At 52.4% G+C, this 14,526-nt stretch carries 12 protein-coding genes; 8 read left to right on the top strand and 4 right to left on the bottom strand.

The features are described 5' to 3' along the window. Positions 1-4: 4 nt before the first annotated feature. Complete coding sequence (locus tag RHK62_RS01790) at positions 5-925, top strand: ABC transporter substrate-binding protein (RefSeq protein ID WP_310453181.1); 921 nt, start codon at positions 5-7, stop codon at positions 923-925. Positions 926-1,079: 154 nt separating this feature from the next. Here the strand turns inward: RHK62_RS01790 and RHK62_RS01785 are convergent, their stop codons facing one another. After that, positions 1,080-1,442, bottom strand: a complete 363-nt coding sequence (locus tag RHK62_RS01785) for a hypothetical protein (protein WP_302677141.1) — start codon at positions 1,440-1,442, stop codon at positions 1,080-1,082. Between the two features lie 118 nt (positions 1,443-1,560). After that, a complete protein-coding gene (locus RHK62_RS01780) occupies positions 1,561-3,054 on the bottom strand; it encodes a pitrilysin family protein (protein WP_225901617.1) in 1,494 nt (497 codons plus the stop codon). Positions 3,055-3,370: 316 nt separating this feature from the next. Here RHK62_RS01780 and RHK62_RS01775 point away from each other — a divergent pair, with 316 nt between their 5' ends. Then, positions 3,371-5,899, top strand: a complete 2,529-nt coding sequence (locus RHK62_RS01775; protein WP_302678694.1) for an EAL domain-containing protein — start codon at positions 3,371-3,373, stop codon at positions 5,897-5,899. Here the strand turns inward: RHK62_RS01775 and RHK62_RS01770 are convergent. After that, positions 5,852-7,270 (bottom strand): sugar transferase, encoded by a 1,419-nt coding sequence (locus RHK62_RS01770; protein WP_399377912.1) that lies wholly within the window; start codon positions 7,268-7,270, stop codon positions 5,852-5,854. The genes RHK62_RS01775 and RHK62_RS01770 overlap by 48 nt on opposite strands. A 142-nt stretch (positions 7,271-7,412) precedes the next feature. Here RHK62_RS01770 and RHK62_RS01765 point away from each other — a divergent pair, with 142 nt between their 5' ends. The 3 genes from RHK62_RS01765 to dxs all read left to right on the top strand — a co-directional run bounded on the left by RHK62_RS01765 (position 7,413) and on the right by dxs (position 10,602). Continuing rightward, positions 7,413-7,928, top strand: a complete 516-nt coding sequence (locus RHK62_RS01765; protein WP_310453179.1) for a cofactor assembly of complex C subunit B — start codon at positions 7,413-7,415, stop codon at positions 7,926-7,928. A gap of 77 nt (positions 7,929-8,005) precedes the next feature. Further along, the gene (locus tag RHK62_RS01760) at positions 8,006-8,584 is read left to right on the top strand and encodes a hypothetical protein (protein ID WP_206200810.1); all 579 of its coding nucleotides are present in this window, start codon (positions 8,006-8,008) and stop codon (positions 8,582-8,584) included. 104 nt (positions 8,585-8,688) lie between these two features. Next, on the top strand, positions 8,689-10,602 hold the full coding sequence (gene dxs, locus RHK62_RS01755) for a 1-deoxy-D-xylulose-5-phosphate synthase (RefSeq protein WP_206200809.1): 1,914 nt from the start codon (positions 8,689-8,691) through the stop codon (positions 10,600-10,602). Here dxs and RHK62_RS01750 read toward each other — a convergent pair. Further along, the gene (locus RHK62_RS01750) at positions 10,599-11,693 is read right to left on the bottom strand and encodes a beta-ketoacyl-ACP synthase (protein WP_206200808.1); all 1,095 of its coding nucleotides are present in this window, start codon (positions 11,691-11,693) and stop codon (positions 10,599-10,601) included. The genes dxs and RHK62_RS01750 overlap by 4 nt on opposite strands. A gap of 31 nt (positions 11,694-11,724) precedes the next feature. On the opposite strand from RHK62_RS01750, the gene cutA reads away from it, so the two are divergent. From cutA to RHK62_RS01735, 3 genes are all read left to right on the top strand, one after another. After that, positions 11,725-12,102: a divalent-cation tolerance protein CutA gene (gene cutA, locus RHK62_RS01745; RefSeq protein WP_206200807.1), complete on the top strand. Its 378-nt coding sequence runs from the start codon at positions 11,725-11,727 to the stop codon at positions 12,100-12,102. A gap of 2 nt (positions 12,103-12,104) precedes the next feature. After that, the gene (locus RHK62_RS01740) at positions 12,105-13,271 is read left to right on the top strand and encodes a DarT ssDNA thymidine ADP-ribosyltransferase family protein (protein ID WP_310437931.1); all 1,167 of its coding nucleotides are present in this window, start codon (positions 12,105-12,107) and stop codon (positions 13,269-13,271) included. A 70-nt stretch (positions 13,272-13,341) separates the two neighbouring features. After that, positions 13,342-14,523 carry an ABC transporter permease gene (locus tag RHK62_RS01735; RefSeq protein WP_310453178.1) on the top strand — a complete coding sequence of 394 codons (1,182 nt, stop codon included), beginning with the start codon at positions 13,342-13,344 and terminating at the stop codon, positions 14,521-14,523. The last annotated feature ends 3 nt before the right edge of the window (positions 14,524-14,526 follow it).

Genomic DNA, 14,526 nt, shown 5'->3' with positions numbered 1-14,526 from the left:
CGGTATGGGATGGCAGCGTCGTACCTTTTTGCGCCATGTCTCTCAAGGAATCGCGATATCTATAATTGCCACAGCCAGCAAGAGCCTGCTGACGGCCTGTGGCGGGAAGGGGGATTCCTTGTCTGGATCTACGGCGACAGGGATCATCTCAAGCAATGGCCTGCTCAGCCCCGGTACATTGACTTGGGGGGCGGATCCGATTGAGGGTGCCCCCTACGTTTTTTACGATCCAGCGGATCGCCGCAGGTTGATTGGCTTTGAGGTGGAAATTGCTGAAGCAATCGCACGCCTGATGGGAGTCAGGGCATTTTTTTTTGAGGTGTCCTATGATCAACTGTTCGCTGCCCTTGCCGCCAATCGCTTTGACATGATTCTTAACGGTTGGGAAATCACCACTGATCGCAAGCGCATCCAATGGTTTTCCCAGCCCTACTACCGCTACGGCCAACAGATTGTAGTGCGAGCAGATGACCCCCGCTTCGAAAAATACACTGCCACCAGTGAAGTTACCCTAGCCAATCTGGCTGGCATGACCGTTGGCACTGGTATGAGCTACAAGGCGCAGGAAATTCTAGAGAAAGACCCCCGCATCAAAACCCGTCTCTATGATGATGCAACGGGGTTTATGAATGCTCTAGCCATCGGGCATGTTGATGCTCTGCTCGTCGACTTCCCGATAGTGGCCTACTACGTTCTTGGTGCCGGTCCGGGGGGCACAGTGAACAATAGCCTGCGCCCAATTGGTGTCCCGATCTTTTTGGATAACTATGTGATTGCCTTTAATAAGAACAACCCCAAAGGAGAAACCCTCAAAACAGAAGTTGATCAAGCCATCGACATCCTCAAGAAGGACGGCACATTACGCCGCATCTACGAAAAATGGAAAATATGGAATGATCAACAGACCCAAATTGGGATTGTGTGACATCCTCCCGACGCTGACCCTACGGTTCTCAACCTCACTTCTCGATTGTGGGGCGAGGGATGACTAAATAAAATTGTGAGGATGGTATTAGGGAGTAGGGCAAGCAGGTTAATCCAGCGGCTCATACTTGGATCCTACTCCCTTGTATCCAGTATTAACCCAGTTGATTGAGGGGAGGCTGGCCACGCATTTGCCGTAGGGCATTTAGACACAGGGGACAATCACAGCCAAATAGCGCGATCGCGGTATTACTTTCTTCCTCAGTAAACTCTAGTACAGGAGGGGGCAGCGAACCATTATCACGGCTAGCTTGCAGTTTCGTTTCCTGAGCGCCTAGGCGAGTACAGACCAGTTGAAACTTCTGGTGGGGATTAGTGACACACTCACTGCTTTCTGGAGGTGGCACGGGAATGGGGGTACTGAGTTGGGCATGGGCAGGTGCAATCAATGGGACCAAGCTCAGGACGGATGCCAAAAAGGTAGGGCTGACTAAAAGAGCGAGACGCAAAGCTGACATAGGGTTTCCTCACAACTTGTTACTTGATTTTGGAAAAGGTCTGTATCGCTAGTCTAACGATGATTGCTTGATTTGGCGCAGCCGCGCAATATTCTGAATGCGAAAGCTCATCTTGCTCTTAGGATTGAGATTGTCGTTGCTGGCAATTTGTCGTAGGGCAGGGGATGCGATCGCCCACAATCAGGGTACGCCACTGTTCTGGTTTTAGGCGGGTTTGTGCCACCCGTTGCAGATCTGCTGCCGTTGCGGCTTTAACGGCTCGCTGATAGCGGAAGATAAAATCCTTGGGCAAATCGTAGTATTCGTAGCGCAGGAGACGATTGAGAATTTGCAGGCGATCGCGAAAATTAAAGACAAAGGAGTTGAGAATACTGTCTTTGGCGTAGTTCAGTTCTGCGGCACTAACGGGTTCCTGTTGCAGTCGCTGGATTTCCTGCCGTAGGGCGCTGAGAAACTTGGCTGTAGTCTGGGTTTGGGTTTGTCCCACCCCATAGAAGACCCCTGGATAGTCAAATTCGGGACTCCAAGCGGCATAGACACTATAGGCCAAGCCTTGGCGCGATCGCACTTCATTGAAAAGACGCCCGCCAAAGCCATTGAGAACCCCATTGAGAACATAGAGGTTAAACACGTCCGGATCTTTGAGCGTCCCCCCCAATTGTCCCGTGTAGATGTAGCTTTGGGAGAGATGGGGGCGATTAATCACCACCGTTGTTGGCGACGTATCAACTGTTACCCTAGGTAAGGGGGGCAAAGGAGGTAAGTTCGGTGGATCTTGCCATGAGCCAAAAATTGCTTCAAGGCGATCGCCCATTTGCGAGGCATCAAAGTCGCCCACCAAGCCCAAAATACAGCGGGAGGGAGCGAGGTACCTGCGGTAAAACTGCTGCACATCCGCCGGTGTGATCTTGGCAAGGGTTTCTAACTCTTGGGTGCGGGCATAGGGACTCTCCGCACCGTAGATCAGCTTGTAAAATTCCCGTTCTGCTTGGGCATTGGGTTGATCATCGCGGCGTTGAATGATCCCCTGTCGGCGCCGAATCGCCAGTTCAAATCGCTCTGGTTCTACTGCTGGCGCTTGGAGCATCTCCGCTAGTTGGCTTAGAACCGCTTCACTGTGTTCCTTGAGGCTGTTGAAATTAATCCGCCCTAAACTTTTGCCGACACCCGATTCAATGGCTGCTGCTCGATCCTCAAGCCATTGGTCAATTTCAGCGGCACGATGAACTTGGGTGCCACCCGTGCGAATCAGGTCGCCACTGACTTCTGCCAAACCCACCTGAGCCGGCGGATCCCAACGACTACCTGCCCGAAAGATTAAGGTGCCTCGCACCAAGGGCCACTCGTGATCCTCTAGGAGATAGACCACCATCCCATTGGCCAACTGACGGCGTTCATAGGCCGGCACTTGAATTTCCGGTAAGGGGGGAAATGTCAGCTCAGTGTAGTGCTTGGGGGTCATGGCTGCTGCCAAAGAGGGTGGGATCAACCATAGCAGGAGAGCCGCTACGAGTCCAAGGCAAAGCGATCGCCCCACTGGACGGCGTCTTTGGAGCCAGACAGCCATCGAGAGAAAAAGAATAAAAATAATCCGATAGGATGAAGCCAACATATAACGGTTTTCCAAATTATGGGATATGTGAGGGGGATATCATCCTCTCCCAGAGCAGCTTTCACAGTTTTAAGTGTGTTCCATCGATGTGAAAAAGACTGCCACCCATGAAAATCACATTACACTGTTAAGAAATGCTTAACTTATTCTAAGTATTGTCAGGATAAAGACTGCACTGCAACCCAGTAAATTTTCTGTAAACAGGATAAAATCTCACGTCCTAGAATAGCAAGTGAGTCTCTTCATCAATACCGGTTTGATTGAGGAGTTTCTAGTGAAAACCGTTTCCTCATGACAATTTGCCGAGGCCATTGATGTGAAGTCTGATCCGCCGAAGAAGTGGCGCCATCTCCTCGTTATTGAGGATCAGGAGGGTCGGCGTACCATTCCCTTGGAAGCCAGTACCTATACAATTGGGCGACATCCTAGCAATACGATTGTTCTTAAGTCGCCAATGGTTTCCCGTCAGCACGCTGTTTTGCTACGGGTTTTGGATCCCAGCAGTGGTAATTTTTTCTTTCGCCTCATTGATGGCGATTTACAAGGGAAGCGCAGTGTCAATGGTCTGACGGTCAATGGCAAGCCCTGTCAATCCCACATTCTTCAGCATAAGGATTTGATCGTCTTTGGCGGTGATGTGCGCGCCCGCTACCACGCGATCGCCAATATTTCTGACTCCGGGTTCAATCGCTACACCCGCGCCCTCGAAGCATCAAGTATCTCAGATCAAGACGTGGCCTCTTGGGGGGGTGCCTTCGTCAGCAGTGAAATGTCTGAGGTGACCGAAATCCAACTGCTGCGGTTGTCCTCCTTTCCAGAGTTAAGTCCCTATCCGATCATTGAACTGGCTCCCAATGGCCAAATTACCTATCTCAACCCAGCGGCCATTCAGGAATTTCCCGATCTTGGGGAACCAGATGTGCAGCATCCGCTGCTATCGCGCCTCAAAAGCTGGTCGTTGCAGGAAAAGCGATTTTCTGTTGAAGAAATCAACGTTGGCGATCGCACCTACGAAGTGACAATCCATCTGCTGCGGGAGAGCCAATTAATTCGCTGCTACATTACCGATATTACTGAACGCAAACGTTCTGAACTCGCCCTGCGCATTAGTGAAGAACGCTATGCTCTGGCGGCTGAGGGCGCCAATGATGGCCTTTGGGATTGGCAGATTAGCGATCGCTCGATGTATTATTCTCCCCGCTGGGAACTGCTGGTTGGCGAAACCCCCGGTACCCTACAACCCACCATCGAGGAATGGTGGCGGCGTGTCCACCCCGATGACCTAGAGCGGCTACGCCAGAGCATGAAGGAGCATCTTCTCGGTACCCGTCCCCATTTTGAGTGTGAGTTTCGGATTAAACACGCCGATGGCAGTTACCGTTGGATGCGATCGCGGGGCAAAGCCCTGCGCAATGAAGAGGGACAGCCCTATCGCATGGCCGGTTCGATGACCGATGTCACAGAGTACCACTTGATTCAGGAGCAAATTCTCCACGATGCCCTCCACGATGCCATGACGGGGCTACCCAACCGGGTGCTCTTTATGGATCGGCTGACGCAAGCCATTACCCGTCGCGTGCGGCGCCCCAACTCCCTCTTTGCGGTGCTGTTTTTAGATGTGGATCGCTTTAAGGTGATCAACGATAGCTTGGGGCACTTAGCTGGGGATCAACTCCTGATTGGCATTGGCCAGCGACTGACGGCCTGTACCCGCGCTGAGGACACGATCGCCCGCCTTGGGGGTGATGAATTTGCCATTCTCTTGGAGGAGTTAACGACTCCCGCCCAAGCGATCGAAGTGGCAGAACGAGTGCTAGTGGCTCTGAGCCGTCCTTTTCTCCTTGAGGGGCATGAAGTCTTTACCAGTGCCAGTATTGGCATTGCCTTCCCCAGCGAGGAAAGCAAAACGGCTGAGGACTTGTTGCGGGATGCGGATACCGCCATGTACCGCGCGAAATCCTTGGGCAAAGCTCGCTATGAAGTCTTTAGCATGACGATGCGTGCCCAGAGCATTGCCCTGATGCAAATGGAAACTGATCTGCGACGGGCGGCAGAGCGCGATGAATTTTTGGTGTACTATCAACCGATTGTTGATCTATCAACGCTCAATATTGTCGGCTTTGAAACGCTGCTGCGCTGGCAACATCCCGAACGGGGAATCGTCTCCCCCGGTGAATTCATGACTGTCGCCGAAGAAACGGGTCTGATCCTACCCATTAGTTGGTGGGTGATGGCAGAAGCCTGTCGGCAAATGCAACGCTGGTCAAAGGTGTTTCCCCGCAGTCGCAGTTTAAGCATTAGTGTCAACCTCAGCGGTCGTCATTTCCAGCAAGCGGATCTGCTGCTCAACTTAAGATCAATTTTGTCAGAAACAGAATTTCCCGCTGAGCGATTGCGCCTTGAGGTGACCGAGGGCATCTTGATTGACAACAAGGAGGTGGCGATCGCCACCCTTGAGGAAATTCGCGCCATGGGCATTGGCCTGTATATGGATGATTTTGGCACGGGCTATTCTTCCCTGAGTTATTTGCACCGTTTTCCCATTGATACACTAAAAATTGATCGCACGTTTATTTCCGCCCTCAATAGTGAGGAATCTTCGGCGACAATTGTGCACACGATTCTCATGCTGGCGCATTCTTTGCGACTAAAGGTGGTGGCGGAGGGCATCGAAACCCGTCAACAATATCGTGTGCTCCAAGCCCTCGGCTGTAACTATGGCCAAGGTTATTTCTTTGCCCGCCCCCTCTCAGCTCAACAGGTGGAACAGTTATTTGCCAGCCAATTGTTGCCGCACCTAATACGCCCCACTACCAAAGAGCACAATGTGCACGGTCTCCACTAGAATTTCCAAATCCAGATTCAAAGACCAGTTATCGATGTAGTAAAGGTCAAGGCGGGCGGCTTCATCAAAATTGCCAATTTGAGAGCGGCCAGAAATTTGCCACAGCCCGGTAATCCCCGGCATCACCTGATGGCGAATATGGTGCCAAGAATGAAAACGGGCAACATCCCGCAGGGGTAGCGGACGCGGCCCCACTAAGCTCATATCTCCCCAAAGGACATTAAACAGTTGCGGCAGTTCATCAATGCTGGTCTTGCGCAGGAAACTGCCGAGGCGCGTGCGGCGAGGGTCGTTTTTTAGCTTGAAGAGAATGCCATCGGCGGATTCATTTTGCGCTTCCAACTGCGCTTGGAGTTGCGGGGCATCGGCACGCATGGTGCGAAATTTCCACATCTGAAAGACTTGGCCGTGGAGTCCTACCCGCTCTTGGCGGAAAAAGACAGGCCCTGGGGAGGTGAGTTTGATGGCGATCGCCACCACAATAAAGAGGGGTGCCAGCACCACGATGCCAAAGAGTGCCAAAATCACGTCCAAATAGCGCTTCAGCCGATATTCCCAACCATTGAGATACGTCATATCTACCCGCAGGGTGGGCAAAGCCGCCACAATTTCCGGGGTGCCGCGGCGGTAGAGCATTTCCAAGCTGGAGGGGATCAAGCGTAGGGCAATGCCATGTTGGCGTAGTTGCCAATAGAGGGCTGAAGCGAGATGGGCTGGGGGGAGGCCTTCTACAATCACCTCTTGGGCTTGACAGTTGAGAATCTCGGTCACGGTTTCCGGTTCATTGGCCATGGTGGCGATCGCCCTGCCGACAATCTTATAGTTCGAGCGTTGCTCTAGTAGGCGGCTGAGATGCTCCTGTCGCTCCGGGGGCGCCACCAGAAAAGCGCGAATCGGTTGCCGTAGGGTGCAAATTTTGAACGCCAGACTCACGGCTAAGCGCAAGATCACCGCGAAAACCACACTGAGACCCCAAGCACTAAAAAACAGCGAGCGGGGTAAATCTACGGTGGGGTCATAGAAGTAGGCGATCGCCAGCGCCAACAAATAGCCCAAGCTCAGCACCTTGGCAAGGCGCAGATAATTTTTCCAATGGCCGCGCGGGTGATACAGCCCACTCACAGCAATCAAAAACAATAGACCAGTGGCAAAGAGCCAAAAGACACTGGGCAATCCCAGCCAGTACCACGCTGCTAAATCAGGGGGCAACGGCGCATAGAAGCGATTGAGTTGTAAGCCCAACTTCCAAGCCAACACCAACCCCACGAGGTCACTGGTCAATAGCAGCAGGGCAAAGACCGTTTCTGAGCGCAACCACATCCGACGGCAGCGGGGTGCCCGAATATCGCGGGGAGACGTGTGAGACCGCATCATGGCGCAACACAACAACAATGGCTAGGGTTTAGTATTCCGCAGAACTGTAGGGGGCGATCGCGGTGCAATATCTCTTTGCAGACCACAACAAATCCTCGACAATGAGGGTAGCAAGCCCATCCGTTCAGACCCCCTCAACATGTCCAGCGATTTAATTTATCCTTCCACTCTCTTACTCACGAGTCTCTTGGCCGTCGGCTTTGTGTTTTTTATTCGTGCCTCCACCAAAGAACGCATTGAAACCAAAGAATGGCTCATTGCCCAGCCCATTGCCGAACTGGCTCCCCGCCTCAAGCAGTATTTCCAGCAGCGGGGCTACCGCCTGCACAGTGTCAGTGCTGATGGCAGTGAAGTGACGTTTCAGGGAAATGTTGCCGCTAGTCCCTTTTTGGCCGCATTGCTTTTTGGCCTTGCCGTCTCCGGTGCCACAGCGATCGCCCTTGTGTTGACCGTCCTCTTTCCCGATCGCGGTATTTTGGCCTTTGGTCTCATTGGTCTAACCCCCATTGCCCCTTGGTTCTATTGGCGAGGTGCCCAGCGGCTCGAAACCGTCAAACTCTCTTTGCAACCCCATGCGATCGGTACCCAAGTCACCCTAGAGGGACACCGCGATGAACTAATGACTTTCGAGGACACGGTGTTGGGAGCTTTGTAGGCTGCCTTCTTGGCTGAGGTGCATAACGAAAAAAAGATCACAGGATAATCTTTTGACGACCTGTGAGGGACTTCGCGATGACCTACTCGCAAACCACCACCACCACTGATGAGCGTACCTTTGGTCAACTCCTGCTTGAACTCGACATCCACCTCAGTCCCAAGGAAGTGGATTGTTTAGAGAAAAACTTTCGGGTGTATCTCGCCTGTGAAGGCTACCCCCTCACTAAAGTTCCCCACTGCGCTGTCGAGCGTCAGGTAGATAGTCATGGTCGCTTGATGGCTGAAACGGTCAAGCCCAGTTCCCTAGAGACCAACGCCGCCTTTGAGCGGGCTTGTCAATGTGCTCAGATGTCCCTGAGTCACCTCAGTGCGATGACCGAACGCTTCCTAGGGGATCTCCAGGACTTGGCCACAAGCCACGGTTACCCCAAACGGTTGGGAACTGACCTTGCGCGGGGAATTCTCGCCAACTATTGGCAACAGTGGGGTCGGGAGCGATTTTACCAATGGGTGATTTGGTTGGTGGAAAATTACACCAATGAATCCACGGAAGAAATTCGTGAATTGAGCGAACTCTATGAAACAGCGTTAGAAATTTATGATCAACTGTTTCGGGATTATTGCGGCTTTTCACCGCGTCTAGGGGCGAAATAATGCCCAACTTCGGTCGGGGACTTTGCTAGAATCAGTCAACAGATAGTTTTTCTGTGGTCAGCGGTAGGCTATCGCTCCTAGGTATCTTGCGAGGTCGGGTTTCTATGCACTTAAGTGAACTCACCCATCCCAACCAGTTGCATGGGTTGTCCATTGCCCAATTGAGTCAAATTGCCGCCCAAATCCGCGACAAACATTTGGAAACGGTGGCGGCCACGGGAGGACACCTTGGGCCAGGCTTGGGGGTTGTCGAACTCACCCTCGCACTCTACCAAACCCTTGACTTAGATAAAGATCGCGTGATTTGGGATGTGGGGCACCAAGCCTACCCCCACAAAATGTTGACGGGTCGCTACAACAACTTCCATACCCTACGGCAAAAGGGAGGAATTGCTGGCTATCTCAACCTCCGCGAAAGTCCCTTTGATCACTTTGGCGCTGGTCATGCCTCCACGAGTATTTCGGCAGCTTTGGGGATGGCGATCGCCCGCGATCTCAAGGGAGAGAAGTTCAAAGTCGTGGCCATTATTGGTGATGGTGCCCTAACTGGGGGGATGGCGCTAGAAGCGATTAACCACGCCGGCCACTTGCCCCACACCAACCTGATGGTGGTGCTGAACGACAATGAGATGTCCATTTCCCCCAATGTGGGCGCGATTCCCCGCTATCTGAATAAAATCCGCCTCTCACCGCAGGTGCAATTTATTACTGATAACCTCGAAGAGCAGTTCAAACATATCCCCTTCTTTGGTGAAAACCTAACCCCGGAGATGCAGCGCATCAAGGAGGGCATGAAACGCCTTGCGGTTCCTAAGGTGGGCGCCGTCTTTGAGGAACTGGGCTTTACTTACGTTGGTCCGGTGGATGGCCACAATTTGGAAGAACTCATTACCACATTCCAACATGCCCATACGATTCCCGGTCCTGTCTTGGTTCATGTGGCAACGGTTAAGGGCAAAGGCTACGCGATCGCCGAGAAAGACCAAGTGGGCTACCATGCGCAAAACCCCTTTGATCTCGTCACTGGTAAGGCCAAACCCTCCAGCAAACCCAAGCCCCCCAGCTACTCCAAAGTCTTTGGCGAAACCCTGACTAAACTCGCAGAAAACGATCCGCGCATTGTTGGCATTACAGCGGCGATGGCCACGGGTACAGGGCTAGATATCCTCCAAAAACGGGTGCCCAACCAATACATTGATGTCGGGATTGCCGAGCAGCACGCCGTAACAATGGCCGCCGGCATGGCCACCCAAGGCATGCGCCCCGTAGCGGCGATTTACTCCACCTTCTTGCAGCGCGCCTACGACCAAATTGTTCACGATGTCTGCATCCAAAAGCTACCCGTCTTCTTCTGCATGGATCGGGCGGGGATTGTCGGTGCTGATGGCCCGACCCACCAAGGGATGTACGACATTGCCTATTTGCGCTGCCTACCCAATATGGTGCTGATGGCACCCAAGGATGAAGCGGAATTGCAACGCATGATTGTAACGGGCATCAACTACACCGATGGCCCGATCGCCCTACGCTATCCCCGGGGCAATGGCTATGGTGTCGCCCTCATGGAGGAAGGCTGGGAACCCCTCGAAATCGGCAAAGGGGAACTCCTGCGCCCCGGTGAAGATATTCTCTTGGTGGCCTACGGCTCAATGGTCTATCCGGCGATGCAAGTGGCAGAAATCCTCAAGGAACACGGCATGAGTGCCGCAGTGATCAATGCCCGCTTTGCCAAACCGCTAGATACTGAGTTGATTCTGCCTTTGGCGAAACAAATTGGCCGCGTGGTCACCTTAGAAGAAGGCTGCCTGATGGGGGGCTTTGGCTCGGCGGTACTCGAGGCACTCCAAGAGGCGGATATTCTGCTGCCTGTGTTGCGTTTGGGGGTACCGGATATCTTGGTTGAGCACGCTAGTCCTGAGGAATCAAAAGCTGACTTAGGACTCACACCCCCACAAATGGCTAAAACGATCATGCAAAAGTTTGGGGTTGCTCAACCAAGGGTGGTCACTGCCTCCTAGGGATGCGCTAGAACAATCACGGCATTCTGACCACCAAAGCCGTAGCTACAGCAGAGAATGTGGCCTAAAGGGGCAGTGCGGCTGTGTTGGACAATGTCGAGGTCAAAGTCGGGAGTCTCACAGCCAACACAGGGGGGAATCTCCTGTGCCCGTAATGACAGACAGGAAAGAGCGATCGCGATCGCGCCAGCAGCACCTAGGGTATGCCCAAGGGCACCTTTGTGACTGGTGACCGCAACCCCTTGACCAAAAAGGGTTTGAATCCAAGTGGCTTCAGCGGCATCGTTACGCCGTGTGCCCGTACCGTGACTATGGATACAGTCGATCTGGTGCGGTGTTAGCCCCGCCTGAGCCAAGGCCTTTTGAATGGCTAGGAGAGCACCGGTTTGCTGGACACTGGGGGCAGCCATATGCTCGGCATCGGCACTGAGACCTACCCCAGCAATTCGCGCATAGGGTGTAACAGCCCGCGATCGCGCCCGTGCCTCGGATTCTAGGACGACAATGGCACCACCGGCCGCTAAGCCAAATCCCTGCCGCTGGCGATCAAAGGGAGCCGCCCGCGCCTGAGCCAACACCCCTAACTGGCGGAACCCGGCCAAGGTTAAGGGCGAGACGGCGGACTCGACCCCTCCCGCCAACACCAGATCACAATAACCCTGCTCAATCAACAGTGCCCCTTGGGCGATCGCCCACAGTCCCGTCGCGCAGGCCGCTGTGGGGTTGAGAACTATCCCTTGGGTGCCGGCAATTTGTGCCACTTGCTGGGATACAGTGGCGGGTAAGGTTTGTAACCATGTTTGTCGCGAAAGAGAAGGCTGCCGTAACCATGTTTCCCACTGTGCTTGAAAGCCACGGCTTGACCCGACCACTACCCCAGCACTGTCTAGAGGAGGGGTTAATTTTGCATCGTTGAGCGCTTGAGTCGTTGTCGTTGCAATAATTTTCTCGACTGGCAAGGTCGTTGCTCCCACCAGTCCGTCAGGCGTGGCGATGAGTGCCGTTTTCCCCTGACAGTAGCGCTGCCACGTGGCGATCGCGCTCTCCCCCAGAGCTGTCCACAGCCCAATACCGGTAATAACAACATTCACTGCACGATTTTATTCAAGATTTGTTCAGGATATGATCGACATCATCAAGCGTGACGTGAGGACAGCGGGCTTGGAAACGGCAACAGAGTACTGTGTGGTGATGGTTACCACTGCTACGGAAACTGAAGCACTCTCTTTAGCCGATCAACTCGTGGCTGAGCACCTCGCTGCCTGTGTGCAAATTCTGCCTATTCAATCAATATACCGCTGGCAAGGAACCGTACATCGCGATCCCGAATGGCAACTGCTCATTAAAACCCGCACTGCCCTGTTTGAGCAAGTGCGCGATCGCCTGCTGGCATTACACAGTTATGAAGTTCCAGAAATCATTGCCCTACCCATTATTGCCGGTTCTCCTGCTTACTTGAGTTGGGTCAAAGAACAAACTCAAAAAATCTCTAGAGGTTAAGAATGCCTGAACCCAAGATCAAAAGCTTATATTACATTACCCATGTGAACAACCTCTCCTCTATATTCCAACACAGAATTCTTGCACATGAGCAAGTCGTAGAACGCGGTCTTTCCCCGACACCTATCTATAACGCAGACATCGTTGTGCGTCGGCAACACCGCCTCGCACCAAATGGTCAGAGTCTATGGCAATATGCCAACCTCTATTTTCAACCCCGAAATCCCATGCTTTATAAAGTATTAAGTGAAATCAATAAAAACAATGTTGTCATTTTAGGAATTAAACCCCGTGTCCTAGATATCAAAGGAACCTTCATTGCTTTAGGGAATGCAGCCCACTCCGTTACTGAAATCCGCGATGCTAAAACTGGACTACAAATCATCCATCGCGATTATTGGAGCATTCTCAATAATGACTGGTGGAAAACTGAAGATGGTACAAAGCGAAAAATTATGGCGGAATGCTTGGTTCCAAAAGTGGTTCCCCCCACTGAGATTCATTCTATCTATGTTGCAAGTCAGGAGATGGCAGAGCGCCTTCGACAACAGTTCAGTTCTGTTGAAGTCATAGTTGAACCCCACATGTTTTTCCAACCCCGACGACGTGCTGCAATTACGAGTCATCTATCTTGGGTGGATGGAGATATGTTCTTCTCCCAAATGCAAACCTTAACAATCAGTGTCAATACCGTCGGTGTAATGGGTAAGGGATTAGCCTCACGGGCAAAATATCAATTTCCGGATATGTACGTCGTCTATCAAGATGTCTGCAAGAAAAAGCAACTTACAATGGGGAAACCATATTTGTATAAACGTGAAGCTTCTCTAGACAGCGATCTAGCGGATGAACCTTTGAGCTTACCCAACTTGAATGCCAATAAATGGTTTTTACTCTTTCCGACTAAAACTCACTGGAAACAATCGTCTGACATTACAGGAATTGAGCGAGGTTTGCAATGGTTAGTGGATAGCTATCAAGCAGAAGGCATTCAATCTCTTGCTGTTCCCGCCCTTGGCTGTGGCTTGGGGGGTCTAGACTGGCGGGAAATAGGACCACTGATGTGTCGTTATCTTTCACAAATACAGATTCAAGTGGCTATTTACTTGCCCCAAGAACAAGAGGTACCAGCAGAGTTTTTAACTAGGGATTTTTTACTAGCCGCCTAAGGTGGCCGTTTTTTCCCCAACTGCCTAGCACGGTCTAGACATGCCCCCATCGCAAACTTAAGATAGAAAAATGGTTTCCCTTGCCCGCAAAAATCTCTTAGAAGACTTTAGCCGCTTTCTCGTGGCTCAACTAGGCATCACGTTTGCCGTCAGTCTGGTCACAGTTCAAACTGGACTCCTTGAGGGCTTTGGGCGATCGGCTACACTCTTGGTGAACAAAAGTCAAGCGGATTTCTGGATTGCCTCCAGTGAGTTGCGCTATTTTGGCTTAACGTTGCCTATTGAGTATCAAGTTGTCCTCGATGCCCAGGCAGTTGCAGGGGTTGCAGCCGCAGAACCTCTGTTGATCCAGTCAGCGATGTGGCGCCGTTCAGAGACAGAGGCGATCGATCCAGTGCAGGTGGTGGGTATTGAACCGACAGGCACCTTGCTGCCCTTGACGACAGTTGCTGGTGCAACCCTGACGGAGCTAGAAGAACCCTACAGTGTCATCGTGGATCGCATTGACCTCAATGCCCTTTCCCTTACGGCTCTAGGGGAGCAAGGTCGCGTGAATAACTACCCAGCGACGGTCATTGGCTGGACGCGCGGTGTCAAATCCATTGTCTCTAGCCCCTATGTCTTGACTTCGCTGGAAACTGCGAACCTTTACTTAAACTTCCCTCGGTTTGATACCAGTGAGCCGGTACCCGAATTTCTGCCGTTGGTGTCCCCCAGTACCCGCATCACCTATGTCATGGTGAAAGCCAAGTCGGGGGAGGATTTAGCAAAGGTGCAGGAACGCTTACGGGCAGCCTTTCCCAACTATCAAGTGCTCAGTCGTGCTGCCCTGACTGAAATGACGCGGCGCTATTGGCTAGCCAGTACCAGTGTGGGGTTTATCTTAGGACTGGGGGCAGGGGTTGGCGTGGTTGTAGGGGTGGTCATTGTCAGTCAAATTCTCTATTCTTCGGTGAGCGATCGCCTACAGGAGTATGGCACCCTCAAAGCAATGGGGGCTTCTGACGGGTACTTGTATCGCATTATTATTGAGCAAGCCCTGTGGATGGCCGTACTGGGTTATCTGCCCGGTTTAGGCCTGTGCTGGGGACTGGGGATGTGGACCATGCAAGCCCGTGCCATCCAAATTATCATGACTCCCCAACTTGCCCTCGCCGTTTTTAGTGCCACCGTCGCCATGTGTGTCAGTGCTTCCCTATTGGCGATTCAAAAAGTGATGCGCCTTGATCCCGCCCAAGTTTTTCGAGCTTGAATC

This window comes from Thermosynechococcus sp. HY213 (assembly GCF_031460975.1).
Classification (GTDB): domain Bacteria; phylum Cyanobacteriota; class Cyanobacteriia; order Thermosynechococcales; family Thermosynechococcaceae; genus Thermosynechococcus.
This window is presented reverse-complemented; position numbering and strand designations above follow the sequence as displayed.

Excerpts from the sequence above, each read along its gene's own strand:
- dxs (WP_206200809.1), top strand. The coding sequence starts at position 8,689 with ATGCACTTAAGTGAACTCACCCATCCCAACCAGTTGCATGGGTTGTCC.
- RHK62_RS01780 (WP_225901617.1), bottom strand. The coding sequence starts at position 3,054 with ATGTTGGCTTCATCCTATCGGATTATTTTTATTCTTTTTCTCTCGATG.
- RHK62_RS01770 (WP_399377912.1), bottom strand. The coding sequence starts at position 7,270 with ATGCGGTCTCACACGTCTCCCCGCGATATTCGGGCACCCCGCTGCCGT.
- RHK62_RS01765 (WP_310453179.1), top strand. The coding sequence starts at position 7,413 with ATGTCCAGCGATTTAATTTATCCTTCCACTCTCTTACTCACGAGTCTC.
- RHK62_RS01735 (WP_310453178.1), top strand. The coding sequence starts at position 13,342 with ATGGTTTCCCTTGCCCGCAAAAATCTCTTAGAAGACTTTAGCCGCTTT.
- RHK62_RS01740 (WP_310437931.1), top strand. The coding sequence starts at position 12,105 with ATGCCTGAACCCAAGATCAAAAGCTTATATTACATTACCCATGTGAAC.
- cutA (WP_206200807.1), top strand. The coding sequence starts at position 11,725 with ATGATCGACATCATCAAGCGTGACGTGAGGACAGCGGGCTTGGAAACG.
- RHK62_RS01790 (WP_310453181.1), top strand. The coding sequence starts at position 5 with ATGGGATGGCAGCGTCGTACCTTTTTGCGCCATGTCTCTCAAGGAATC.
- RHK62_RS01760 (WP_206200810.1), top strand. The coding sequence starts at position 8,006 with ATGACCTACTCGCAAACCACCACCACCACTGATGAGCGTACCTTTGGT.
- RHK62_RS01785 (WP_302677141.1), bottom strand. The coding sequence starts at position 1,442 with ATGTCAGCTTTGCGTCTCGCTCTTTTAGTCAGCCCTACCTTTTTGGCA.